This is a genomic window from Streptomyces sp. NPDC003038 (assembly GCF_040611115.1).
GTDB lineage: Bacteria > Actinomycetota > Actinomycetes > Streptomycetales > Streptomycetaceae > Streptomyces.
Window position 1 is genome coordinate 1 of the sequence record NZ_JBEXNN010000014.1, and the last position, 25,251, is coordinate 25,251.

The window sequence follows — 25,251 nt, forward strand, 5'->3', positions numbered from 1 at the left end:
GGGCCGCCCACGCGACCGGGTCCACCACCGACCACGCGACGATCTACCTCTCCCTCGTCAAGCGCTGGCGGGAGGCCGGACGCACCCTTCCGGGGGGCCGACCCGGCCGCCGTGCCCGTACGGCTGCCCCGCCCACCGCACCATCCGCACGATCGCAGCACCGCAGGACCCAGTACCCCACGACCGCAGCACCGCACCTGTACGTACCGCCCCGGATCGAGGAGCCCATGCGCATACCCCGCAGGAAACCGGAAGCAGCGGCGCCGCGGCTGCCCGCGCCCCCGGCACGCGGCCGCCGGGCCCATGCCGGACCACCGGCCGAGGAACCGGTGGCGCAGCACGCGCCCCACGCACCCCGCCCCGGCCCCGTCGCGCAGCCCCGCAGCGGTGCCCGGCCCGGCAGCGGTGCCCGGCCCGGGAGGCGGCCGCGGCTGCGCCTCGGTACCGTTCGCGCGAAGATCGTCTCGCTGCTGATGGTCCCGGTCGTCTCGCTGCTCGCCCTCTGGGCCTTCGCCACGGTCAGCACCGCCCAGGACATCGCCCGCCTCAGCCGCGTTCAGCGGGTCGACGCGCAGATCCGTATCCCCGTCGCCGCCGCCGTCACCGAGCTCCAGGCGGAACGGCGCGCCGCCGTCCGCCTCCTCGCCGACCCCGCCGCCGACCAGGGAGCCGCCCTGGACCAGCAGGCCCGCCGCACCGACGCCGCCGTGCAGCGACTACGGCTCGGCGACCGGCACACCGTCGCGGATTCCGGCGACTACCGCCCCGAAGTGGGGGACCGGCTCGGCGGGTTCGTCGCCGCCGCCGAGGCGCTCACCTCCGCCCGCGAAGACATCACCGGCCGCCGGGCCACTGCGGACGCCGCCTACGAGATCTACACCCGGGTGGTCGACTCGGCTCTCGCCGTCGGCGGCGCCCTCTCCGGGGGCCAAGGCGCCGGACTCGGCCCCGACGCCCGGGTCCTGCACGAATTCGCCCGCGCCCGGGAACTCCTCGCCCGCGAGGACGCGCTGCTCGCCGGGCCCGCGCACCGCTGAAACGCTTCGCCGGCTGACCGGCACCATCGAGACCCGCCGCGCCCTCACGGCCGCCGCCGCCCGCGACCTCCCCGCCGCCCAGCAGGCCGCCTGGCAGTCCATCGCCGAGAGCGGCGCCTACGCCGAACTCACCGGCGCCGAGGACCGGGCGGCGGCCGCGGGCGCGGGCGCGGCCCCTGAGGCCGGCGGGGCCCCCGCCGGATGGGACGCCGCCTACACCGGCGTCGGCGCCTCGATGCGGGAGATCGACGAGGCCGCGCACGCCGCGGCCGCCGACCGCGCCGACCCGTTCGCCGAGGGGGCGCTCAGCCCGGCCGGAGCCGCCGTACTGCTGGGCCTGGCCGCCGTCGCCGCCTCGCTCTTCATCTCCGTGCGCATCGGCCGCACCCTGGTCGTGGAACTCGTCTCGCTGCGCAACAGGGCCCTGGAGATCGCCCGCCGCAAACTTCCGCAGGCCATGGACCGGCTGCGCGCCGGCCAAGACGTCGACGTCGACGCCGAGACGCCGCCCGGGCCCCCGGCCGACGACGAGATCACCGAGGTCGGCGAGGCGCTCGCCACCGTCCACCGGGCCGCGCTCAGGGCCGCGGTCGAGCGGGCCGAGCTGGCCAGCGGAGTGTCCGGGGTGTTCGTGAACCTCGCCCGCCGCAGCCAGGTCCTGGTGCACAAGCAGCTCACCCTGCTCGACTCGATGGAACGGCGCGCCGACGACCCGAACGAGTTGGAAGGCCTCTTCCGGCTCGACCACCTCACCACCCGGATGCGCCGGCACGCTGAAAGTCTGATCATCCTGTCGGGTGCCGCCCCGGGCCGGGCCTGGCGGATGCCGGTCTCGCTCACGAACGTCGTACGCGCCGCCGTCTCCGAGATCGAGGACTACCGGCGCGTCGAGGTCCGCCGACTCGCCGAGGCGGCGATCACCGGCGGCGCCGTCGCCGACCTCACCCACCTGCTCGCCGAACTGATCGAGAACGCCACCCAGTTCTCCCCGCCGCACACCAAGGTCCGCGTCAGCGGTGAGCCGGTCGGGGCCGGCTACGTCCTGGAGGTCGAGGACCGCGGGCTCGGCATGGGCCGCGCATCCCTGAGCGAGGCGAACCGGCGCATCGAGCAGTGCGAGGCGCTCGACCTCTTCGACAGCGACCGGCTCGGGCTCTTCGTGGTCAGCCGCCTGTCGGCGCGCCACGGTGTGAAGGTGCACTTGCGCCCTTCACCGTACGGCGGCACCACCGCCGTGGTACTGCTGCCGAAGTCCCTGCTCCAGAGCGCGATCACGTCAGGCGCCGGCGCCGGTACGGGGGAGTCCCGGGCGGCGGTCGCGCCTCCGGCCCAAGCTCCCCACCCGGCCCGGGCGTCGGCGTCGGCGGAGCACCCGCCGCCCGCGGGGACCGTCGTACGGGGGGACCCGCGGGAAGCGGCGGTTCGGGAGGACCCGCGAGCCCAGCCCGTACGGGGCGACGCACGCGGCATCCCGGCCCCGGACCGGACCCCCGCACCGCAGGGCCCGCGCCCGGCTCCGGTGGCGTCACTGCGGCCGCGCGGTCCCGGCGGCGCGGTCACCCGTACGCACGCGGCGGCGGACACCCCCACCCCGGCCGCCCCCGGCGCTGCCACGGTGACCGACCTGCCGCGCCGGGTACGCCAGGCCAGCCTCGTCCCGCAACTGCGGGAGGCTTCGGCCCCCAAGGCTCCGGCCGATGTGCGCCCGCCCGGGGAACGGCCGGGCCGCAGCCCGGAGCAGGCGCGGGCCCGGATGGCGGCCTACCGGGCCGGCTGGGTCCGCGGTGTCCGGGAGACCTCCCGTCCCGCAGGCAGCGAAGGAGAAGAGTGATGATCGAACACCGGAGAATCGACCTCGACCTCGACCTCGACGGCGTCCGCAGCTCCGGCGAACCGGACTGGCTGCTGGACGATCTGGTGCTCCGGGTGCGCGAAGTGCGGCACGCCGTGGTCCTGTCCAACGACGGGCTGGCGGTCGGATCCTCCTCCGAGCTCAGCCGCGAGGACGCCGAGCACCTGGCCGCGGTGGCCTCCGGCTTCCACAGCCTGGCCAAGGGCACGGGCCGCCACTTCCAGACCGGGAGCGTGCGCCAGACGATGGTGGAGATGGACGAGGGCTTCCTCTTCGTCGCGGCCGCCGGGGACGGCTCCTGCCTCGCCGTGCTCAGCGCCGCCGACGCCGATATCGGGCTGATCGCCTACGAGATGGCCCGGTTGGTGAAACGGGTCGGCGAGCACCTGTACACCCCGCCCCGCTGCGCGGCGCGGCCGCCGGCCGCAGGCTGAGGGCGCGGTCCGGTACATGAACGGCCACTGGTACGACGCCGACGCGGGCCCGCTGGTCCGTCCGTACGCCATGACCGGCGGGCGTACGAAACCGGGACCCCATGGGGTGCGGTTCGACCTGATCGCTCTGGTCGACGTCGACCCCGAGGGCGCCGATGAGGCGGCCGAGTCGCTGCTCGGCCCCGAACACCGGGCGCTGCTCGGGCTCTGCCGGTCGCAGACGCAGTCCGTAGCGGAGCTCGCGGCCGAGGCCGACCTGCCCGTGGGGGTGGTTCGGGTTCTGCTCGGGGACCTGCTGGAGGGCGGGCACGTCAAGGTCAGCAGACCGGTACCGCCCGCCCAGCTTCCGGACGAGCGGATTCTGCGTGAAGTCGTCGAGGGATTGCGAGCGCTGTGATGGGACTACAAGACAGCGGACCTGCGGGGTCCGTCGGATCTGCCGGACCGGCGGGACCGGCGGGACCGGGCGGATCCGTCGGACCGGCCGTGGAGCCCGAGGCCCAGCCCGAGCCCGAGTCCGGGTCCGGGTCCGTGGCCGAGTCTGAGCCCCGGCCCGAGGCCGCGTCCGAAGTCGAGTCCGAGGCCGCGTCCGAGGACGAAGGCGAACTGGCCGCGCTCGCCTTGAAGATCCTCGTGGCGGGCGGCTTCGGGGCCGGCAAGACCACATTGGTGGGTGCGGTGAGCGAGATCCGGCCACTGCGCACGGAGGAGTCGCTGAGCGAGGCCGGTGAACTGGTCGACGACACCGGCGGGGTGGAGCGGAAGTCGACCACGACCGTGGCCATGGACTTCGGGCGGATCACCATCCGGTCCGGACTGTCGCTGTACCTGTTCGGAACGCCGGGGCAGGACCGGTTCTGGTTCCTGTGGGACGAGTTGTCGCAGGGGGCGCTCGGCGCGGTGGTGCTCGCCGACACGCGGCGGCTGGAGGACTGCTTCCCGGCGGTGGACTACTTCGAGCACCGGCGCATTCCATTCGTCGTGGCCGTCAACTGTTTCACGGACGCCCGGAGGTACGGAGCGCCCGACGTATCGCGGGCGCTCGACCTGGACCAGGGCACGCCCGTCGTTCTGTGCGATGCGCGGGACAAGGATTCGGGGAAGGAAGTGCTGATCAGACTGGTGGAGTATGCCGGGCGGGTGCACACCGCCCGGCTGCTGGACTCGGTGGAGCCGCAGGCCGGTTCCGCGTGAACGGCACGGTCGGCCCGCGCCGCGCGGTGGCGTCAGCCGGCCACGCCGACGGCCGAGATCTCTTTCCGGTGCGCGTGGAACGGGAGACGAATGCCCGCCATTCCTCTTGAGTCATCTTCTTCGTCATGGAGACATCCTCCTTGCCGGAAAGGGGCTGCTGGGGAAGGCTTGCGGCACTACGGAGCGGGTGGGGCGCGGCCACGTCGGCCGCGTCGACGGGGAGGGGCTGGGAATGGCACTGGACAAGCAACTCGACTGGCTGTTGGACGATCTGACGCGCAGGGTCCAGCAGGTGCGGCATGCGGTGGTGCTGTCCAACGACGGTTTGATGACGGGGGCGAGCGCGGGGCTGGCGCGGGAGGACGCGGAGCACCTGGCGGCTGTAGCGGCCGGCTTGCAGAGCCTGGCCAAGGGGTCGGGACGGCATTTCAGGGCGGGTGAGGTCCGGCAGACCATGGTCGAGTACGACGAGGGAGCCCTCTTCGTCATGGCGGCGGGCGCCGGCAGCTGCCTGTGCGTGCTGAGCGCTGCCGAGGCCGACATCGGTCAGGTCGCATACGAGATGACGCTGCTGGTCAACCGGGTGGGCGAGCACCTGGGCGTGGCGGAGCGGCGCATCACGGGAGGCTGAGCCACCGCAGGGCCGCGGCCGCGGGCAGGGAACCGCTGCTCGGAGCCTGCGGGCGAGGGCTGCTGAAAGTTATCCACAGGCCTCCCGTGGTGTCATTGCGCTGAGTTACGGTCTTCACACAGAGTAATCGCCGCTTGTGGGGGGAGAACCGTGATGATGCAGGTGGAGACCATGTCGCGCGACGACGTCGCCGTGGCCGCGGGCAGGGCCGCGGATGTGAGGAGGGACGCGGGCGTACTGGTGGGTGGTGTGCAGGCCGCCGGTGAACTCGGGCTGAGCCGGAGCGAGTTCGCGCGCGCGGTTCAGCTGGGGATCGTGCGCGCCGGTCCGTCGGCGCCGGGCGGGGCCGCGCGGTACACGCGGGCGGAGCTGGAGCGGGTGAGGTCGGTCGAGGGCCGGCCGGGTGCGGCCTGGCCGGACGCGCTGCGCGAGCGGGTCGAGACCGCCGCCGGAGCCGAGGCGGGAGCGGAGGTGCTGGGGACCGGCCCGAGCCGGTTCACCCGACTGGCGCGCTGCGGTCATGTCACCCCGGTCGGCTACCGGATCAACCGGTACCGGGCCGTGGTGTGGCTCTATCTGGCCGCGGAGCTACGGGAATTCGCCGCGCGGGAGCCGGGGATACTGCGCGGGACCGCACCCCCGGCGGACCGGGAGCTGTTGGTGGCCGGGACGGACCTGCGCCCGCGGAAATGGCGCGGGCGGCATGTCGGGCTCCTGCTCGGACGGTCCGCCGACCCCTGGGAGCGGGCGGCCGTACTGGCCGCCGTTCTTCCGGAGGAGGACGTCCGGGAGGTGGTGCCGGATCCGGCGGAGAGGATCGTACTGGCCGCACTCGCCCCGCCCCCGCCGTACGGGCACCCCCAGGTGCCTGCGGCCGCGGCCGTGGCGCTGCGGCTGCTGCGGGCCGAGCTGCCGGAGGAGGTGCACTGGTACCGCACCAGCCTGGAGTTCGCGCTGACCGGGGCCCGCGGTCAGTCGAAGTCGACGGGGGAGAGGGGGCCGACGTAGACCCAGGCCCCCTCCTCGCGGGAGAAGGCGCTGTTCTCGTGCAGCGAGCCGGTGTGCCGCCCCTCGCGGTAGTGCGCCCGGAACTCCACCGAGCCCTCCCTCTCGAACATCCCGCCGCGCTCGGTCCCGAGGATCTCCAGCCGCTCCCAGCGCTGCCCGGGATCCAAGTCGAGCCGGCTCGGACGGGTCGAGGGATGCCAGGAGCGCAGCAGGTAGGCGGTGTCACCGACGGCGAAGGCGCTGAACCGTGAGCGCATGAGCCGCTCGGCGGTGGGTGCCTGCTGCGCGCCGGAGTGGAAGCGGCCGCAGCACTCCGGGTAGGTCGCGGGCAGCCCGCAGGGGCAGGGGACGGCCGGGGTGGACACGGATGTACTCAGCTCCTCGGGGACGGATCGGACGGGTTGGACCGCTCGGACGGGTTGGACTCCCCGGTCGGCTCGGACGGCCCCGACGGCCCCGACGTGGGGGCGGGCTGGGCCGGACGGGACGGCGGTGCGGGGTACGGCCGGAAGAGGCCTTCCTGGACCACGGAGACCAGCAGCCTGCCCTCCAGGTCGTAGATACGGCCGCGGGCCAGACCCCGGCCGCCGTGAGCGATGGGCGACTCCTGGTCGTACAGGAACCACTCGTCCGCCCTGAAGGGCCGGTGGAACCACATGGCATGGTCCAGCGAGGCCATGTCGAAGCCGCGCATGCCCCACAAGGGCTCAACGGGGATGCGCACAGCGTCGAGGAGGGTCATGTCACTGGCGTAGGTGAGGGCGCAGGTGTGCACGAGCGGGTCGTCGCCGAGCGGACCGACGGCGCGCATCCACACCGCACTGCGGGGGTCGGCGTCCTTGAGCTCCTCGGGAGTCCAGCGGAGCCGGTCCACGTACCGGATGTCGAAGGGCTGGCGGCGGGCCATCCGCTCCAGTGACTCCGGCAGGGCACCGAGGTGCTCGCGGATCTCGTCCACGACCTTCGGGAGCGAGTCCGGGTGCGGGAAGTCGAGGCGAGGAGGCAGCTGGTGTTCGATGCTGCCCTCCTCCGGGTGATGGAAGGAGGCGGTGAGATTGAAGATCGTCTTGCCCTGCTGGACCGCGGTGACCCGGCGCGTGGTGAAGGACCGCCCGTCGCGCACCCGCTCCACCTGGTACACGATCGGCACCCCGGGGATGCCGGGGCGCAGGAAGTACGCGTGCAGCGAGTGGACGGGCCGGTCGCTCTCGGTGGTGCGGCCCGCGGCCACCAGCGCCTGGCCGGCGACCTGGCCGCCGAAGACGCGCTGGAGCGACTCCTGCGGGCTGGCGCCGCGGAAGATGTTGACCTCGATCTGCTCCAGGTCGAGCAGATCGACCAGCCTTTCGGCGGGGTTCGTCATCAGAGGTTCTCCACTGTCGGGTCCGGGCGGAGCCGGCGGAACGCGGGGGTCGGCGGAGCCGGAGCGGTACAGGGGTCGGTCAGAGCGCGCCGAGCTCGCCGACCGAGGTGACGCGGACGACCGCCCGGCCCTCTTCATCGGAGGCCGCGAGGTCGACCTCGGCGCTGATGCCCCAGCCATGGTCCCCGTTGGGGTCGGCGAAGGTCTGCCGGACGCGCCACAGGCCGTGCGCCGGGTCCTCCTGGATCTGCAGCAGCTTCGGGCCGCGTGCGTCGGGGCCGGTGCTCAGGTCGTCGTACTCGTCCCAGTACCCGTCCATGGCCTCGCCCCAGGCGTCGGCGTCCCAGCCGGACTCGGCGTCCAGCTCGCCCAGGACGTTGACGTGGTCCAGGGCGGCCAGCTCCACGCGGCGGAACATGGCGTTGCGGACCAGGACGCGGAAGGCGCGGGAGTTCGCGGTCACCGGCTTGACCTGGTCGGCCTTCTCCTGAGCCTGCTCCGCCGTCTCCACCTCCGGGTTCGCCAGCTGCTCCCACTCGTCCAGCAGGCTGGAGTCGACCTGGCGGACCAGTTCGCCGAGCCAGGCGATGAGGTCCTGGAGGTCCTCGGACTTGAGGTCGTCGGGGATGGTGTGGTCCAGCGCCTTGTACGCACCGGCCAGGTAGCGCAGCACGATGCCCTCGGTGCGCGCCAGCTCGTAGAAGGAGGTGAACTCGGTGAAGGTCATCGCGCGTTCGTACATGTCACGGATGATCGACTTCGGCGAGACGGGGTGGTCGCGCACCCAGGGGTGGCTCTTGGCATAGACGTCGTAGGCGTGGAGGAGCAGCTCCTCGAGCGGCTTGGGGTAGGTGACGTCCTGGAGCCGCTCCATCCGCTCCTCGTACTCGATCCCGTCGGCCTTCATCGCCCCCACGGCGATGCCGCGTTCCTTGTTCTGCTGGGCGGCCAGGATCTGGCGCGGGTCGTCCAGCGTGGACTCGACGACCGACACCATGTCCAGCGCGTAGGAGGGGGACTCCGGGTCCAGGAGGTCGAAGGAGGCCAGCGCGAAGGTGGACAGCGGCTGGTTGAGCGCGAAGTCCTGCTGGAGGTCGACGGTGAGCCGGATGGTGCGGCCCTCCGCGTCCGGGGTCTGGAGCTTCTCGACCACACCGCCGTCCAGCAGCGAGCGGTAGATCGCGAGGGCCCGGCGGATGTGCCGCAGCTGGGCCTTGCGTGGCTCGTGGTTGTCCTCCAGGAGGTGGCGCATCGCCTTGAAGGCATCGCCCGGCCGGGCGATGACCGACAGCAGCATGATGTTGGTGACCTTGAAGCGCGAGGTGAGTGGCTCCGGGTCGGCGGCGATGAGCTTCTCGAAGGTGATGTCCGACCAGGCGACGAAGCCCTCGGGGGCCTTCTTGCGCACCACCTTGCGGCGCTTCTTCGGGTCGTCGCCCGCCTTCGCGAGCGCCTTCTCGTTCTCGATCACGTGCTCGGGCGCCTGAGCGACCACGTAGCCCGCCGTGTCGAAGCCGGCCCGGCCGGCGCGCCCTGCGATCTGGTGGAACTCGCGGGCGCGCAGCGTCCGGACGCGGGTGCCGTCGTACTTCGTGAGCGCCGTGAACAGCACCGTGCGGATCGGGACGTTGACGCCGACACCGAGGGTGTCCGTGCCGCAGATGACCTTGAGGAGGCCGGCCTGGGCGAGCTTCTCGACCAGGCGCCGGTACTTGGGCAGCATGCCGGCGTGGTGCACACCGATGCCGTGCCGGACATAGCGGGAGAGGTTCTGACCGAACTTCGTGGTGAAGCGGAAGTTGCCGATGAGATCGGCGATCTTGTCCTTCTCCTCGCGGGTGCACATGTTGATGCTCATGAGCGACTGCGCCCGCTCGACCGCCTGGGCCTGGGTGAAGTGCACGATGTAGACAGGGGCCTGCCGGGTTTCCAGCAGCTCCGTGATCGTGTCGGTGATCGGCGTGGTGACGTACTCGTACGACAGCGGGACGGGCCGGCTCGCGGAGCGGACGACCGTGGTCGGACGGCCGGTGCGCCGGGTCAGGTCCTCCTCGAACCGCTTCATGTCGCCGAGGGTCGCGGACATCAGGATGAACTGCGCCTGCGGCAGTTCCAGCAGCGGGATCTGCCAGGCCCAGCCGCGGTCCGGCTCGGCATAGAAGTGGAACTCGTCCATCACGACCTGGCCGATGTCGGCGTGCTTGCCGTCGCGCAGGGCGATGGAGGCCAGCACCTCGGCGGTACAGCAGATCACCGGGGCGTCCGCGTTCACGGAGGCGTCCCCGGTCAGCATGCCGACGTTCTCGGTGCCGAAGAGCTTGCAGAGGTCGAAGAACTTCTCCGACACCAGCGCCTTGATCGGAGCGGTGTAGAAGGTGACCTTGTCCTGGGCCAGGGCGGTGAAGTGCGCGCCCGCGGCGACCAGGCTCTTGCCGGAGCCGGTCGGGGTGGACAGGATCACGTTCGCACCGGAGACGACCTCGATCAGCGCCTCCTCCTGCGCCGGGTACAGGGTGATGCCCTGGTCCTCCGCCCACGAGGAGAAAGCCTCGAAGAGGGCATCGGGGTCGGCGTTCGGCGGGAGCTGATCAATGAGGGTCACACCCCCCATCTTGCCTGGCTTCCCCCCGTAAGAGGGAACCGGCGGACGGGAGCAAGATCATCGACTGTACGCTGTGCCGTCGATGAGGCCCGAACGAGACCGTCGACAGGGCCCGACCACACCACCACCGGGGCGGGGAACGACCATGATGGGTCCGGCGCACTCACTGTCCGGCGCAGCGGCCTGGCTGGGGGTGGGCGCGGCGACCGCGGCCGCCGGACACCCCATGCCCTGGCCGGTCCTCGTCGTCGGCGCGCTGATCTGCGCGGGCGCGGCGCTCGCCCCCGACCTCGACCACAAGTCGGCGACGATCTCGCGCGCCTTCGGTCCCCTCTCCCGGGGCATGTGCGAGGTGGTCGACAAGATCTCCTACGCCGTCTACAAGGCCACCCGCTCCAGGAAGGACGCACGCCGCACCGGCGGCCACCGCACCCTGACGCACACCTGGCTCTGGGCCGTCCTGATCGGAGCCGGCGGCTCCACCCTCGCCGTCACCACCGACCGCTGGGGCGTGCTCGTCCTGCTCTTCGTCCACCTCGTGCTGGCCGTCGAAGGCCTGCTGTGGCGGGCCGCCCGGATGTCCAGCGACATCCTCGTCTGGCTGCTCGGCGCCACGAGCGCCTGGATCCTGGCCGGCGTACTGGACCAGCCCGGCAACGGCGCGGGCTGGCTGTTCACCGACCCCGGCCAGGAGTACCTCTGGCTCGGCCTGCCGATCCTCCTCGGCGCTCTGGTCCACGACATCGGCGACGCGCTGACGGTCTCCGGCTGCCCGATCCTGTGGCCCCTCCCGATCGCCGGCAAGCGCTGGTACCCGGTCGGCCCGCCGAAGATGATGCGCTTCCGCGCCGGCAGCTGGGTGGAGCTCAAGGTCCTCATGCCGGTGTTCATGCTGCTCGGCGGTGTCGGCGGCGCGTCCGCCCTCGGCTTCATCTAGCGATCCAGGCCGGGCGACGCGTTTCGAGCCGGAGTCGGAGCCGGAGCCGGATCCGGAGTCGGAGCCGGTCGGCCGCCTTCCGTGCCCGGCGGCGGACACGACGGACGGACATCGCCGACGCGCCGCTCTTGCCGACAGGGCCTGAAAGGCCCTCTGGTCAGCCCCGCCCCGCACGGACATCATGTGAGCCGACGAACCGTCAGGTGAGTCGGCTCGCGCCATGACCGGGGGGATCCATGGGCAGGAGAACAAGAACCATCGGCGTGGCCGTGGCCGTGGCCGGGACGGTCCTCGCCTCGCTCGCCGCCGCCGCACCGGCACACGCGGCCCCGGAGCAGTCCGCCGGCTCCCCGGCGAGCGGCAGCGGCCCCGGCTGCAAGCCGTCCATCCGGGTACTGAGGTCACTGCCCGGCTCGGACACCGAGCCGAGCCCGTGGACGCACCGGACCCAGGTGAACGGCATCGGACCGCTCGGACTGTCCGTGGGCGTCTCCCACGGCAGGCCGGCGTACTGGCTCGGCGCCGGCGTCCACGCCGTACCGCTGCCCACCGGAGCCACCGGCGGCAGCGTGGAGGCCGTCAACCGCCACGGCCTCATGGTCGGCACGGTGACCACCCCCACCGGCCGCAAGGCCTTCGGCTACCGGCCCGGCGCGAGGGCGGTCAGCCTGCTTCCCGGCGGGCAGACCGCCACCGCGGTCAACGACCGGGGCCACATCGTCGGCACCCGGTACGACGCGGACACGGGCCGGACCATCGGCCTCGAATGGTCCGGCGGAACGCTCCGCAGAGAGCTGCCCCTGCCGGCCGGATTCCATCTCGGGGAGGTGACCGGCATCAACGAGGCCGGCCACGTCATCGGCCACGGCTCCGGCCCGTCCGAGGACCCCGAGGACTCCTACGGCATCAACCCCGGTCTGCTCTGGTCCGCGGATGCCGCGGCCGCTCCCGCCACGCTCCAGCCGGCCGGCGGCGCGTACGAGTACTACAAGCCGCAGGCCATCGACGACTCCGGCCGGATCGTCGGCCTCCACTGGAACAGCCGGGCCATGGAAGACACCGCGATCGCCTGGAGCGCCCCCTACGGCAGCGCCACCCCCGCCCCCTGGATGGCCGGGCGCACCAGCGGCACCTTCGAGGACATCAGTCCCAGCACCCGGGTCTCGGTCGGCATCGCCCACGACTCCCCCTACACCCATCCGCCGGGCCAGCCCCCGCCCGTCCAGGCGCAGTACTGGTCCGGCAGCGGCCCGGTGCGCGCCCTGCCCCGGCTTGCCCCCGGCGGCTTCTCCGCCGCCTACGCGGTGACGGACGACGACCAGGTCGGCGGCGTCGCGGTGGACGCCGGGGGCGTCGTCCGCCCGGTGATCTGGACCTGCGCGTCGCGGCAGGCGTACGTACCCACGGCGGATCCGGCCCCGTAAACGGCCGGCCCCGCGGCCCCCCGGTCCGGCAGCGGGGCCGGGGGCCGGATCGAGCCCTGGTCGTACGGGGTCAGCCGTGCCAGGACCGCCACAGCGCCGCATACGCGCCGTCGGCCGCGACCAGCTCGTCGTGCGAGCCCAGTTCGCTGATCCGGCCGCTCTCCACCACCGCGATCACATCCGCGTCGTGCGCGGTGTGCAGCCGGTGGGCGATCGCGATGACGGTACGGCCGTCCAGCACCCGCGCCAGCGAACGCTCCAAGTGCCGTGCGGCTCGCGGGTCCAGCAGCGAGGTCGCCTCGTCCAGTACCAGCGTGTGCGGGTCCGCGAGCACCAGCCGGGCCAGCGCGATCTGCTGCGCCTGCGCCGGAGTCAGCGCCGTGCCGCCGGAACCGACCTCGGTGTCCAGGCCGGCTTCCAGGGCCCGCGCCCATCCGTCCGCGTCCACCGCGCCCAGCGCCGCCCACAGCTCCGGGTCCCCGGCGCCCGTCCGCGCCAGCCGGAGGTTGTCCCGCAGCGAGCCGACGAACACGTGGTGCTCCTGGTTGACCAGGGCCACGTGCTCGCGCACACGTTCCGCCGGCATCCGCGACAGCCGCGCCCCGCCGAGGGTGACCTCGCCGGTCCTGGGCGCGTAGATGCCCGCCAGCAGCCGCCCCAGCGTGGACTTGCCCGCGCCCGAGGGGCCGACCAGCGCCATCCGGGTGCCCGGCGGCACGGACAGCGACACCTGGTGCAGGACGTCCACGCCCTCCCGGTAGCCGAAGCGGACGCCATCGGCCCGCACGCCCCGGCCCTCCGGCGCCACCTTCGGGTCCCCCGCGTCCGGCTCGATCTCCCGTACGCCCACCAGGCGGCCCAGCGAGACCTGGGCGACCTGGAGTTCGTCGTACCAGCGCAGGATCAGGCCGATCGGATCGACCATCATCTGAGCCAGCAGCGCGCCCGTCGTCAGCTGGCCCACCGACATCCAGCCCCGCAGCACGCAGTAGCCGCCGATCATCAGCACGGAGCCGAGGATGGTCACGTAGGTGACGTTGATGACGGGGAAGAGGACCGTCCGCAGGAAGAGGGTGTACCGCTCCCAGGCCGTCCATTCCTTGATGCGCCGCTCCGAGAGCGCGATCCGGTCCCGCCCGAGGCGGTGCGCCTCGATGGTGCGGCCCGCATCCACGGTCTCGGTGAGTGCGGCGGAGACCGCCGCGTAACCGGCCGCCTCCGAGCGGTAGGCCGACGGGGCCCGCTTGAAGTACCAGCGGCAGCCGATCACCAGCACCGGCAGCGCGACGAGTGCGGCCAGCGCCAGCGGCGGTGCCATCACCGCGAGCGCGCTGAAGAGGAGTCCCGCCCAGACCACGCCGATCGCCAGCTGCGGTACGGCCTCGCGCATGGCATTGGCCAGCCGGTCGATGTCGGTGGTGATCCGCGACAGCAGGTCACCGGTACCAGCCCGCTCCAGCACACCCGGCGGCAGTCTCACCGACCGCACCAGGAAGTCCTCGCGCAGATCGGCCAGCATCTCCTCGCCGAGCATCGCTCCGCGCAGCCGGACCAGCCGGGTGAAGAGCGTCTGGACGACCAGCGCCAGCGCGAACAGCACCGCCACGCGCCCCAGATGGAGTTCGCGCGCCCCCGCCGCGAGCTCGTCCACGACCCGGCCCAGCAGGTACGGGCCGACCATGGAGGCGATCACCGCCACCGCGTTGACCGTCACCAGCACGACGAAGGCCCGCCGGTGCCGCCGGAACAGGCCGCGCACATAGTCCCGTACGGTCGCCGACGTGCCCACGGGCAGGGTGGCGGCCGACTCGGGGGCCGCCGGATCGTACTCCGGCGGCGCCACGCCGATCATGCGGATTCCTCGATCTCGGTGAGAGCTTCCGTCAGTTCCGTCAGTTCACGCCGTGCGCGCCGCCGGGCCGCCGCGCCGCCGTCCTCGTCGGGCTCGCGGGTGACGACCGCCCGGTAGCGCGGTTCGCCGTGCAGCAGCTCGCGGTGCGTACCGACTGCGGCCACCGTGCCCTCGTGGACGAGGACGACCCGGTCGGCGCGGTCCAGCAGCAGCGGCGAGGACGCCAGTACCACCGTGGTGCGTCCGGTGCGCAGGGCCGCGACGCCGTCCGCGATCCGGGCCTCGGTGTGCGAGTCGACCGCCGAGGTCGGCTCGTCCAACACCAGCACCTCCGGGTCCGTGAGCAGTGACCGGGCCAGTGCGAGACGCTGGCGCTGACCGCCGGACAAGGACCGGCCGCGCTCGGTGATCCGCGCGTCCATCGGGTCGTCCACCCCGTCGGGCGCCGACTGCAGCAGCGCGTCCAGGACGTCCCCGCACTGGGCCGCCTCCAGCGCCGCGCCCGAGTCGACCGCTCCGGAGGCCGGTACGTCGAACAGCTCGCGCAGCGTCCCGGACAGCAGCACCGGATCCTTGTCCTGTACGAGGACCAGGGTGCGCGCGGTGTCCAGTTCGAGCTCGTCCAGCGCGACCCCGCCCAGCAGCACCGAGGGGCCGGTCGGGACGTCCGCGGCCGCGTCGTCCATGGGGTGGCCGCCGAGGCGTTCCGCGAGCCGGCCCGCCAGGTCCGGGTCCCCGCACACGACGGCGGTGAACCGGCCCGCCGGGGCCAGCAGTCCGGTCTGCGGGTCGTACAGGTCCCCGCCCGCGGCGGGGGCGCGCGCCGCCTCGGTGACGGCGGGACGCGCCGCGGCGTCGGTCCGCGTCAGCGACAGCACCCGGGCGGCCCGCTGGGCGGAGGGCCGCGAGAAGGAGTACGCCATGGCGATCTCCTGAACGCTGTGCAGGGGGTAGAGCATCAGGGCCACCGCGCTGAAGACGGCGACGAGTTCACCGACCGCGAGCCGGCCGTCCAGCACGAGCGCGGAGCCGTACCAGACGACCGTGATGAGCAGCAGGCCGGGCAACAGCACCTGGATCGCCGCGATCAGCGCCCACATCCGGGCACTGCGCACAGCGGCCTCGCGTACCGCCTGCGAAGCCTCGCGGTAACGGCTGAGGAACAGATCCTCACCGCCGATGCCGCGCAGGACCCGCAGGCCCGCGACGGTGTCCGAGGCCAGCTCGGTCGCCTTGCCGGCCTTCTCGCGCTGGATGTCGGCGCGCTGCGTGGCGCGGGGGAGCAGGGGCAGGACGGCGAGCGCCAGCACGGGCATGCCGATGGCCACGACCACCCCCAGGGCAGGCGCGTAGAAGACCAGGCCCACGCAGATGAGCACGATGGCGAGGGCGCCGGCCAGGAAGCGCGAGACCGCTTCCACGAACCATCCGATCTTCTCGACGTCTCCTGTGGACACGGCGACGACCTCACCGGCGGCGACCCGCCGGGTCAGGGCGGAGCCCAGTTCGGCGGTCTTGCGGGCGAGCAGCTGCTGCACCCGGGCGGCGGCGGTGATCCAGTTGGTCACGGCGGTCCGGTGGAGCATGGCGTCGCCGAGCGAAATGGCGACGCCGAGCAGCACGATCAGCGCGCCGGTCATGAGCAGTCGGCCGCCGTCGCGGTCCACGACAGCGTCGATCCCGATGCCGACCGCGAAGGGCAACCCGGCGATGCCGCAGTGGTGCAGCAGCCCCCAGCACAGGCTTTTGGCCTGTCCGCCGAGTTGACCGCGCCCCAGCCACACGAGGAAGCGCGGGCCGGAGCGAGCGTCCGGTACCCCTGGGTCCGGATACGGAAGATCGCTGATCTGCATGACGCCCCATGAGTGGTCGAGTGGTTCAAACCGTGCAAGGTTCGCCTTCCGGACCAGCTCCGGGCAATCGATTTTCCGTCGGTTACGCCTCGCCGACAGGAGGTTTGCGGACCCGGCGGACGGCGTAGTGCCTGGTCCTGCCGGGGGCGCGCCGGGTGCTCACGCGGCGCTCAAGGCCGACTGGCGTGCTCCAGTTCGAGCAGGGCCGAGTAGTAACCGCGTCCGGTCGCCCGGTCCATGCCCACCTCGCACATCCGGTTGGCCGACAGATGCGCGTCGAAGGACCGGGCCGTCACCTCGGCGGCCTCGCGCGCCGTCGCGGAGGCCGTCAGCTCCGGGTGGAGCATGCCCCGGTCGCCCGCGAAGCCGCAGCATCCCGTGTCGTCCGGGACGACCACCTCGTCGGCACATGCCTCGGCGACCGCCCGCAACTGCTCCTCGTCCCCCAAATGCCGCATCGAGCAGGTGGGATGCAGGACCGCCGAGCGGACCGTGCGCCGGATTTCCAGGTGGGGCAGCAGTTCGTCCGCCGCCCACACGAGGGAGTCGAGGACGGTGAGCTCCGCGTGCAGCGCCCGGTTGTCGTCGGTGAGGTACGGGACCACCTCGTGCGCGATGCCCAGTGTGCAGGAGGAGGCGTCGACCACCAGCGGCAGTTGACCGCCGGCCGTCCAGGCCCAGGCGGCCTCGACGATCCGGTTGGCCATCACGCGGGTCCCGGCGTCGTAGCCCTTGGAGTGCCAGATCGTCGCGCAGCAGGTGCCCCGCACGTCACCGGGGATCCACACCGGCTTCCCGGCCCGCTCGGACACGGCGACCACGGCCTCGGGCAGCGAGGGACCGGGACGGCCCTCGGGACCGCCGAAGATCCGGTTGACGCAGGCCGGGTAGTACACCGCCGCGGCGCCCGCCCGCCGGGTCGCGGGCAGGTTCCGCGCCGCGGCGCCCGGGATCTGCGGCAGCCACCGCGGAACGAGGCCGGGGCGTACGGCCTGGCGCGCGGCCCCCGTGAGTGCCTCCAGCAGCCGGTCCCCGACCGGGTCGGGCAGCCGGTCGGTCAGCTGGTCGGCGGCGCCCACGGCCAGCCGGGCGGCGGCCTCGACCGTCCGGAAGCGCCGCGCCGCCAGTGCGGCGGTCCGCTCCTCGCGCGGGCTGTGCCGGCGGTGGCGGAAGTCCTTCATCAGCGCGCCGGTGTCGATGCCCACCGGGCAGGCGAGCCTGCAGGTGGAGTCGCCCGCGCAGGTGTCCACCGCGTCGTATCCGTAGGCGCCGAGCAGTTCGTCCAGCACGGGGGAGCCCGGCCGCTGGCGCATCATCTCGCGGCGCAGCACGATCCGCTGGCGCGGAGTGGTCGTCAGGTCCTGGCTGGGGCAGGTCGGTTCGCACAAGCCGCACTCGATGCACGGGTCGGCCACCGCTTCCACCTGCGGAATCGTTGTGAGGCCGCGCAGGTGCGCCCGCTGGTCGCGGTCGAGGAGGATCCGCGGGGCGAGCACCCCGTCCGGGTCGACGGTCCGCTTGGTGCGCCACATCAGCTCGGTGGCCTTGGGGCCCCATTCCAGTTCCAGGAACGGGGCGATGTTGCGGCCGGTGGAGTGCTCGGCCTTCAGCGAGCCGTCGAACCGCTCCACGGTGAGTCGGCAGAACGCGTCCATGAAGGCGGCGTACCGCTCGACGTCGGCGGGCTCGGCGGCGTCGAAGGCGAGCAGGAAGTGCAGGTTGCCGTGGGCCGCGTGACCGGCGACGGCCGCGTCGAAGCCGTGCTCCGCCTGGAGTTCGAGGAGTGCCTCGCAGGCCTCGGCCAGCCGGGACGGCGGTACCGCGAAGTCCTCGGTGATCAGGGTGGTGCCCGAGGCGCGGGCGCCTCCGACGGCCGTGACGAAGGCCTTGCGGGCCTTCCAGTAGCCGCCGAGGGTCTTCGCGTCCCGGGTGAAGGCGTTGGTGACCGAGGCAACCGGCGCGACCAGGTCCAGCGAGGCCAGGACCGCTGCCGCGCGGCGCTCGTACTCCGTCAGGCCCGCTTCGTCCGGAGCCCGGAACTCCACCAGGAGCGCGGTCGTCTCCCTGGGCAGGGCCGCCCAGTCGGCGGGGACGCCCGCGACGCTGACCGAGGCGCGCAGGGTGTTGCCGTCCATCAGCTCGACGGCGATGGCCCCGGCCTCGTTGAAGAGCGGCACGGCGGCCGCCGCGGCGGACAGGGAGGGGAAGAACAGCAGGGCGCCGGCGTGTTCCCGGTCCAGCGGCAGGGTGTCGAAGACCACCTCGGCGATGAAGCCGAGGGTGCCCTCGGAGCCGACCATCAACCCGCGCAGGATCTCGACGGGGGTGGTGCCGTCCAGGTAGGCGTCGAGGCGGTAGCCGGTGGTGTTCTTGATCTCGTACTTGGCGCGGATCCGGGTGACCAGCTCCGCGTCGGCCTCGATCTCTTTCTTGATGTCCATCAGCCCGTGGCACAGGGCCGGTTCGGCGCGCGCCAGCTCCTCGTCGGCCAGCGGGTCGGCCGTGTCCACGACGGTGCCGCCGGGCAGGACGAGGGTGAGCGAGGAGAGCGTGCGGTACGCGTTCCTCGTGATGCCCGCCGTCATGCCGGAGGCGTTGTTCGCGACGACCCCGCCGAGGGTGCAGGCGAGGGCGCTGGCCGGGTCGGGGCCGAGGATGCGGCCGTGGCGGGCGAGGGCGGCGTTGGCCCGCTGGACGGTGGTGCCGGGCCGGATCCGGGCCCGGCGGCCCTCCTCCAGTACTTCCACACCGGCCCAGTGGCGGCGTACGTCGACCAGGATGTCCTCACCCTGGGCCTGGCCGTTGAGCGAGGTCCCGGCGGCGCGGAAGACGATGTCGCGCTGCTTGCCGTGGGCGTACGAGAGGACCGCGGAGATGTCGTCGATGTCCTCGGCGATCACGACGACCTGGGGCACGAAGCGGTAGGGCGAGGCGTCGGAGGCGTAGCGGACGAGGTCGGAGATCTTCCACAGCACCTTGTCGGCGCCGAGCAGCTCGGTCAGCTCGGCGCGCAACGGCTCTGGCGTGCCGGCGGCACGGTGCTCGGGTACGCGGTCGGGTGCGGGGCCGCGGATGCCGCGCGGGCGCAGGGCCCCGGGCTTCGGTTCCAGCAGCGGCATGTGCGACCCCTCGCCTACTCGCGGCCCACGCGGGGCCATCTCAGCAGTGGCGCTCCGCCGGGGCGTCCGCCAGAGCGTTCAGCAGGCCGCCGAGCACCTCGCGCTGGTCGGCGGTCAATGGAGCCAGGATCTCCTCTGCCGCGTCGGTTCGCGCGTTGCGCAGGCGGCGCAGCGTGGCGCGGCCGGTGTCGGTGAGCTCGATCCGTACGACGCGCCGGTTGGCGGGGTCGGGCGCGCGGCGCACGCACTCGGCCGCCTCCAGGCCGTCCACCAGGGTGGTCACCGCCCGGGGAACGACCTCCAGGCGGGCGGCGAGGTCCGCCATCCGTGGCGGCTGGGCGCCTTCGTAGTGCGAGACCAGGCGCAGCAGCCGACTCTGGGCAGGAGTGATCCCGAGGGGCTCCATGTGGCGCTTCTGGATCCGGTGGAGCCTGCGCGTCAGGCGGAGCAGCTGCTCGGCGAGGAGCCGGTCGGTGTCGGAAGCGGTGCTCATGACGGGAACGATATCAGGACCCCGTTCATTGTGAGTATAGGTAACAATGACCTATGCTCCAATGGACTTGACTGACGACCTCCGGAGGGTGCCCATGCGTCGCGACGAACCGGAATGGATGCCTCCGAAGCGTCCCCTCGACCCCAGCCGCCCCGACCCGGCGGAGCAGCCGCGCGAACTGCGCCGCATCGTCGGCCTCTTCCGGCCCTACCGAGGCCGGCTCGCCGTCGTCGGCGTGCTGGTCGGCGCCTCCTCGCTGGTCGGTGTCGCCTCGCCGTTCCTGCTCAAGGAGATCCTCGACGTCGCGATCCCCCAGGGCCGGACCGGGCTGCTCAGCCTGCTCGCGCTCGGGATGATCCTCACCGCCGTCGTCACCAGCGTCTTCGGCGTGCTCCAGACCCTGATCTCCACCACGGTCGGTCAGCGGGTCATGCACGACCTGCGCGCCGCCGTCTACGCGCAGCTCCAGCGGATGCCGCTGGCCTTCTTCACCCGGACGCGCACCGGCGAGGTGCAGTCCCGCATCGCCAATGACATCGGCGGCATGCAGGCCACCGTCACCTCCACCGCCACCTCCCTCGTCTCCAACCTCACGGCCGTCATCGCCTCCGTCGTCGCGATGCTCGTGCTCGACTGGCGGCTCACCCTCGTCTCGCTGCTCCTGCTCCCCGTCTTCGTGTGGATCAGCCGGCGGGTCGGCCGGGAGCGCAAGAAGATCACCACGCAGCGGCAGAAGCAGATGGCCGCCATGGCCGCGACCGTCACCGAGTCCCTGTCGGTGAGCGGCATCCTGCTCGGCCGCACCATGGGCCGGTCCGACTCCCTGACCCGGGCCTTCTCCGAGGAGTCCGAGAAGCTCGTCGGGCTCGAAGTGCGCTCCAGCATGGCCGGGCGCTGGCGGATGTCGACCATCGGCATCGTCATGGCCGCCATGCCCGCGCTCATCTACTGGGCGGCCGGCCTGGCCATGCAGTCGGGCGCCCCCTCACTCTCCGTCGGCACCCTCGTCGCCTTCGTCACCCTCCAGCAGGGCCTGTTCCGGCCCGCCGTGAGCCTGCTGTCGACCGGTGTGCAGATCCAGACGTCACTGGCGCTGTTCGCCCGCATCTTCGAGTACCTAGACCTGCCGGTGGACATCACCGAGCGCGAGGACGCGGTGCGCCTGGACCGGGCGAAGGGCGAGATCCGGCTGGAGGACGTGGACTTCGCGTACGACGCCAAGCACGGCCCGATCCTGTCGGGCATCGACATCACCGTCCCGGCCGGCGGCTCCCTCGCCGTGGTCGGCGCGACCGGCTCCGGCAAGAGCACGCTCAGCTACCTGGTACCCCGGCTCTACGACGTGACGGGCGGACGGGTGACCCTCGACGGGGTGGACGTGCGCGACCTCGACTTCGACTCGCTGGCCCGCTCCATAGGCGTGGTCTCCCAGGAGACCTACCTCTTCCACGCCTCGGTGGCGGACAACCTGCGCTTCGCCAAGCCGGATGCCACCGACGAGGAGATCGTCGAGGCGGCCCGCGCGGCCCAGATCCACGACCACATCGAGTCCCTGCCCGACGGGTACGACACCCTGGTGGGCGAGCGCGGCTACCGGTTCTCCGGCGGTGAGAAGCAGCGCCTCGCGATCGCCCGCACGATCCTGCGGGACCCGCCGGTGCTGATCCTCGACGAGGCAACCAGCGCCCTCGACACCCGTACCGAGCACGCCGTCCAGCAGGCCATCGACAACCTGTCCGCGGGCCGCACCACCATCACCATCGCGCACCGCCTCTCCACCGTCCGCGATGCGGACCAGATCGTGGTCCTGGACGCGGGCCGCATAGCCGAGCGCGGGACGCACGAGGAGCTGCTGGAGGCGGAGGGGCGGTATGCGGCCCTGGTCCGCCGGGACCGGGACGCCGCGCTGACGCCGGCGGCGGCTCAGGCGGCGCTCCAAACGCGTCCAGCCGGCCCCCGTGCGAGTGTGATTGTATGACCGGCACGCCGTGGTGGATGACTGAAATGTGATGGTTCGAGGGTTAGCGTTCCCGCATGCGTCATGAGTACCGGCCGCCACAGCGCCGTTCCCGGCTCACCCGCCGGGGCCGGTTGGCGCTCTTCCTCGGCATGCTGCTCGCCCTCGGGGCGGCAGCCCTGATCCCGCTGCTGCGGGGCGAGGAGGCGCCCGAAAGGCCGCGCCAGTTGATGATCCCCGAGGGCTGGCGGGCACCGCAGGTCTACGCCGCCGTCGACCGCGAGCTGAAGCTCCCCGCCGGCTCGACCAAGGCGGCGGTGGCCACCGCCGGGCTGGCTCTGCCCGCAGAGGCGAAGGGCAACCCGGAGGGGTACCTCTTCCCGGCGACGTACCCGGTGACCTCGAAGACCACCCCGGAGATCCTGCTCGCGTACATGGTGCGGACGGCGAACGAGAAGCTCGCCACCAAGGCCGTGGCGGACGGCGGCAGAGCCCACGGGATGACCCCGTACCAGACCGCCACCCTGGCCAGCATCATCCAGGCGGAGGCAGACACCCGCGCCGACATGGGCAAGGTCGCACGGGTCGCGCACAACCGGCTGGCGCGGTCGATGCCGCTCCAGATGGACTCCACCATCAACTACGCCCTGAACCGCACCACCGTCGACACCAAGCTGAGCGAGACCCGGATCGACAGCCCCTTCAACACGTACGAACGCCAAGGCCTGCCGCCCACACCCATCGACAGCCCCGGGCTGGAGGCCATGGCGGCCGCGGTGGCGCCGACCCCCGGCGACTGGCTGTTCTTCGTCACCGTGAAGCCGGGTGACACCCGCTTCTCCGCGACGTACGAGGAGCACAAGAAACACGTGGCGGAGTTCAACCGGATCCGCGCCGCGGCCGGCGCGAGCGCCGGCGCGCGTCCCGGAGTCCGGGCCGACGCAGGCTCCCGCGCCGGTTAGAGCGGCCCGTCAGGCGGCGGACGCCCCGGCCCGTTCGCGGGTGAGCAGGCGGCGGATCTCGCGGACCGCGGCGCCGCCCGCGCGATTGGCGCCGATCGTCGACGCCGACGGGCCGTAGCCGACGAGGTGGATCCGCTCGTCGCGGGCCGCCCTGGTCCCCTCGACCCGGATGCCGCCGCCCGGCTCGCGCAGGCGCAGCGGGGCCAGATGGTCGACGGCCGCGCGGAATCCGGTGGCCCACAGGATGACGTCGGCGTCCACGCGCTGCCCGTCCGCCCAGGCCGCGCCCGTGGTGGTGATGAGGTCGAACATCTGCCGGCGCTCCAGTACCCCGGAGTCAAGCCCGGCCCGGACGGCCTCGTTCAGCGGCAGGCCGGTCACGCTGACCACGCTCTGCGGCGGCAGTCCCCGCCGCACCCGCTCGTCCACCAGGGCCACCGCCTCCCGGCCCTCGGCCTCGCTGAAGGTGCCGTCGCGGAAGGCCGGAGGCCGGCGGGTCACCCAGGTGGTCTCGGCCGCCACTTCGGCGATCTCCAGCAGATGCTGCACGGCGGAGGTGCCGCCGCCCACCACGATCACCCGCGCGCCGGCGAACTCCTGCGGCCCCGGGTAGTTCGCGGTGTGCAGCTGGCGGCCGCGGAAGGTCTCCTGGCCCGGATAGCGCGGCCAGAACGGCCGGTCCCAGGTTCCGGTGGCATTGATCAGGGCCCGGGCGGACCAGGAGCCGGCCGAGGATTCCACCCGGAGCCTTCCGTCGACCCCGTCGCGTACGGCCGTGACGTGCACGGGGCGTCGTACCCGCAGGCCGAAGCGGTGCTCGTAGGCGTCGAAGTAGTCCGCGATCACCTCGGACGACGGCCGCAGCGGGTCGGCGCCGGTGAGCTCCATGCCGGGCAGGGAGTGCATGCCGTGGACCTTGCCGTAGGTCAGTGAGGGCCAGCGGAACTGCCAGGCGCCGCCCGGGAGGGGCGCGTGGTCCAGAACCACGTGGGCGAGCCCCGCGCGCGTCAGGTGGTAGGCGCTGGACAGGCCCGCCTGTCCGGCGCCGACGACCACCACGTCCACGTCCGCCGCATCCCGGTCCGCCGCTGCCAGCGCAATGTCGTTCACAGTTCTACTGTTCACGGTTCTACTAACTCGCGCCGACCGCGGGATCTTCCCGCGCCGCCCGGGTGCCCGGGTACGACGACCCCCATGCGATCCGGCGTGCCAGGGAGCCAGCCGGCCAGCGGGCCGAGGAGGCCGATCAGGCCCTCAGGGCGCGCCGGCGGTCCGGCGCGAGGTCAGCCACGCGTGCGCCGCGTCCGCGCTGAACTCCCGCTGCCCGCCCGGAAGAGCAGCCCGACGGCGGCGAAGGCCGGGTCGTGCGCGGTGTCCGGCACGTACGGGATCGCCACGCAGTCCATGCCGGCCGCCCGGGCGGCCCGCGCGCCCGGCGCCGCGTCCTCGAAGACCACGCAGTCCGCGGGCCGGGCGCCCAGTCGGCGGGCCGCCTCCAGGAAGACGTCCGGAGCGGGCTTGCCGTGCGCGACCTCCTCGGCGGAGACCACCGTGCTCAGCAGGGAGTCCAGGCCGGTGCCGGCCAGCACGGCGTCGATCGCCTCGCGCGAGGAGCCGGAGGCCACCGCCATCGGCACGCCCTCGGCATGCAGCCGTGCCACGAACTTCCGCATCTGCGGGAAGACCTCGGTCTCGGTACGGGCCAGCTCCAGGTAGGCGTCGTTCTGCTCGGCGAGCAGCTGTTCCACCGGCGCGGGGATCCCGTACCGGTCCTTGAGGATCTCCAGCGTCTCCAGGGTGCCGATGCCGATGAAGCGGACGTGCTGTTCCCACGTGAAACCGGTGACGCCGTGCCGCTCCAGGGTGCGGCGGCCGGATGCGTAGTAATGCGGCTCGCTGTCCACGAGGGTGCCGTCGAGGTCGAATATGACGGAGGTCATCCGTGGTGTCCGTCCTGCCGGTCGTGTCCTGTCCGGACCATCCTGTCAGTCGGTGCGGGCAGCCCGTCCCACGGATTCGACCAGTGGCAGCAGCCGGTGGGCGACCCGCTCCCGCAGGGCGACCTCGGTGCGGGTGCGGACCACGCCGGGGAGCTGGATCAGGCGCTGGATCACGTCCTCCAGGTGGGCGTTGTCCCGGGCCGCCACGCGGGTCAGCAGGTCCCCGCCGCCGGTGATCGAAAAGGCCTCGATGATCTCGGGTACGGCGGCGAGCGCGTCCCCCACCTCGTCCAGGTGACCCTGCGTGACCTCGATGTGCACGAAGGCCAGTACGGGATGGCCGAGCGCGGCGGGGGAGAGCACGGGCCCGGTGCCGGTGATCACCCCGGTACGTTCCAGCCGTTCCAGCCGGGCCTGCAGGGTGCCGCGTGCGACGCCGAGGAGCCTGGCGTACTCGCGGACGCTGGTGCGCGGCTGCTCGATCAGCAGGCGCAGGATTCTGGTGTCTAGCTCGTCCACCGCCATACCGTGACTGTACCAATGGTCCAGTCACCCGGACGAAGCGCGCATCCGCGGCCCAGCGCATAGGGTCC

General features: G+C 72.7%; 18 protein-coding genes and 2 pseudogenes. 10 read left to right on the plus strand and 10 right to left on the minus strand.

Annotated features, from left to right (window positions below; translation table 11 throughout):
* Positions 1-227: 227 nt before the first annotated feature.
* The 6 genes and pseudogenes from ABZX75_RS18910 to ABZX75_RS18935 all read left to right on the plus strand — a co-directional run bounded on the left by ABZX75_RS18910 (position 228) and on the right by ABZX75_RS18935 (position 6,156).
* Positions 228-2,868 (plus strand): annotated as a pseudogene (locus ABZX75_RS18910) (nitrate- and nitrite sensing domain-containing protein).
* Positions 2,868-3,323 (plus strand): roadblock/LC7 domain-containing protein, encoded by a 456-nt coding sequence (locus ABZX75_RS18915; RefSeq protein WP_355411834.1) that lies wholly within the window; start codon positions 2,868-2,870, stop codon positions 3,321-3,323. The pseudogene ABZX75_RS18910 and the gene ABZX75_RS18915 overlap by 1 nt, the downstream one beginning before the upstream one ends.
* Before the next feature lie 16 nt (positions 3,324-3,339).
* Positions 3,340-3,720 carry a DUF742 domain-containing protein gene (locus ABZX75_RS18920; protein WP_355411836.1) on the plus strand — a complete coding sequence of 127 codons (381 nt, stop codon included), beginning with the start codon at positions 3,340-3,342 and terminating at the stop codon, positions 3,718-3,720.
* 209 nt (positions 3,721-3,929) lie between these two features.
* The gene (locus ABZX75_RS18925; RefSeq protein ID WP_355412139.1) at positions 3,930-4,517 is read left to right on the plus strand and encodes an ATP/GTP-binding protein; all 588 of its coding nucleotides are present in this window, start codon (positions 3,930-3,932) and stop codon (positions 4,515-4,517) included.
* A gap of 232 nt (positions 4,518-4,749) precedes the next feature.
* A complete protein-coding gene (locus ABZX75_RS18930) occupies positions 4,750-5,148 on the plus strand; it encodes a roadblock/LC7 domain-containing protein (protein ID WP_355411838.1) in 399 nt (132 codons plus the stop codon).
* 171 nt (positions 5,149-5,319) lie between these two features.
* On the plus strand, positions 5,320-6,156 hold the full coding sequence (locus ABZX75_RS18935) for a DUF6397 family protein (RefSeq protein WP_355411840.1): 837 nt from the start codon (positions 5,320-5,322) through the stop codon (positions 6,154-6,156).
* Here ABZX75_RS18935 and ABZX75_RS18940 read toward each other — a convergent pair.
* The 3 genes from ABZX75_RS18940 to ABZX75_RS18950 form a co-directional block, all read right to left on the minus strand.
* Positions 6,120-6,521, minus strand: coding sequence for a YchJ family metal-binding protein (locus tag ABZX75_RS18940; RefSeq protein ID WP_355411842.1), 402 nt, complete (start codon positions 6,519-6,521; stop codon positions 6,120-6,122). The two genes, ABZX75_RS18935 and ABZX75_RS18940, sit on opposite strands and share 37 nt — an antisense overlap.
* Before the next feature lie 8 nt (positions 6,522-6,529).
* Positions 6,530-7,519: an acyl-CoA thioesterase II gene (locus tag ABZX75_RS18945; protein WP_355411844.1), complete on the minus strand. Its 990-nt coding sequence runs from the start codon at positions 7,517-7,519 to the stop codon at positions 6,530-6,532.
* A gap of 79 nt (positions 7,520-7,598) precedes the next feature.
* Entirely contained in the window at positions 7,599-10,121 is a 2,523-nt protein-coding gene (locus ABZX75_RS18950; RefSeq protein WP_355411846.1) for a DUF3516 domain-containing protein, read from the minus strand.
* Positions 10,122-10,266: 145 nt separating this feature from the next.
* Between ABZX75_RS18950 and ABZX75_RS18955 the strand changes: the two genes are divergently transcribed.
* Both ABZX75_RS18955 and ABZX75_RS18960 read left to right on the plus strand, forming a co-directional pair.
* Positions 10,267-11,058 carry a metal-dependent hydrolase gene (locus ABZX75_RS18955; protein WP_355411848.1) on the plus strand — a complete coding sequence of 264 codons (792 nt, stop codon included), beginning with the start codon at positions 10,267-10,269 and terminating at the stop codon, positions 11,056-11,058.
* Positions 11,059-11,294: 236 nt separating this feature from the next.
* Complete coding sequence (locus ABZX75_RS18960; RefSeq protein ID WP_355411850.1) at positions 11,295-12,482, plus strand: hypothetical protein; 1,188 nt, start codon at positions 11,295-11,297, stop codon at positions 12,480-12,482.
* Positions 12,483-12,552: 70 nt separating this feature from the next.
* On the opposite strand, the gene ABZX75_RS18965 is transcribed toward ABZX75_RS18960, so the two are convergent.
* The 4 genes from ABZX75_RS18965 to ABZX75_RS18980 all read right to left on the minus strand — a co-directional run bounded on the left by ABZX75_RS18965 (position 12,553) and on the right by ABZX75_RS18980 (position 19,799).
* The gene (locus ABZX75_RS18965) at positions 12,553-14,334 is read right to left on the minus strand and encodes an ABC transporter ATP-binding protein (protein ID WP_355411852.1); all 1,782 of its coding nucleotides are present in this window, start codon (positions 14,332-14,334) and stop codon (positions 12,553-12,555) included.
* Positions 14,331-16,187, minus strand: coding sequence for an ABC transporter ATP-binding protein (locus tag ABZX75_RS18970; RefSeq protein WP_355411854.1), 1,857 nt, complete (start codon positions 16,185-16,187; stop codon positions 14,331-14,333). The genes ABZX75_RS18965 and ABZX75_RS18970 overlap by 4 nt, the downstream gene beginning before the upstream one ends.
* Positions 16,188-16,357: 170 nt before the next feature.
* Positions 16,358-19,306, minus strand: coding sequence for an FAD-binding and (Fe-S)-binding domain-containing protein (locus ABZX75_RS18975; protein WP_355411856.1), 2,949 nt, complete (start codon positions 19,304-19,306; stop codon positions 16,358-16,360).
* Positions 19,307-19,346: 40 nt separating this feature from the next.
* Positions 19,347-19,799: a MarR family transcriptional regulator gene (locus ABZX75_RS18980; RefSeq protein WP_355411858.1), complete on the minus strand. Its 453-nt coding sequence runs from the start codon at positions 19,797-19,799 to the stop codon at positions 19,347-19,349.
* A 94-nt stretch (positions 19,800-19,893) separates the two neighbouring features.
* On the opposite strand from ABZX75_RS18980, the gene ABZX75_RS18985 reads away from it, so the two are divergent.
* Together ABZX75_RS18985 and mltG are read left to right on the plus strand one after the other, a co-directional pair.
* Entirely contained in the window at positions 19,894-21,777 is a 1,884-nt protein-coding gene (locus ABZX75_RS18985; protein ID WP_355411860.1) for an ABC transporter ATP-binding protein, read from the plus strand.
* Positions 21,778-21,833: 56 nt separating this feature from the next.
* The gene (mltG, locus tag ABZX75_RS18990) at positions 21,834-22,718 is read left to right on the plus strand and encodes an endolytic transglycosylase MltG (RefSeq protein WP_355411862.1); all 885 of its coding nucleotides are present in this window, start codon (positions 21,834-21,836) and stop codon (positions 22,716-22,718) included.
* A gap of 9 nt (positions 22,719-22,727) precedes the next feature.
* Here mltG and ABZX75_RS18995 read toward each other — a convergent pair whose 3' ends face one another.
* The 3 genes and pseudogenes from ABZX75_RS18995 to ABZX75_RS19005 all read right to left on the minus strand — a co-directional run bounded on the left by ABZX75_RS18995 (position 22,728) and on the right by ABZX75_RS19005 (position 25,183).
* A complete protein-coding gene (locus ABZX75_RS18995) occupies positions 22,728-23,828 on the minus strand; it encodes an FAD-dependent oxidoreductase (RefSeq protein WP_355411864.1) in 1,101 nt (366 codons plus the stop codon).
* Between the two features lie 144 nt (positions 23,829-23,972).
* Positions 23,973-24,658: pseudogene (locus ABZX75_RS19000) on the minus strand (beta-phosphoglucomutase family hydrolase).
* Positions 24,659-24,703: 45 nt separating this feature from the next.
* On the minus strand, positions 24,704-25,183 hold the full coding sequence (locus ABZX75_RS19005; protein WP_355411866.1) for an Lrp/AsnC family transcriptional regulator: 480 nt from the start codon (positions 25,181-25,183) through the stop codon (positions 24,704-24,706).
* Positions 25,184-25,251: the final 68 nt, after the last annotated feature.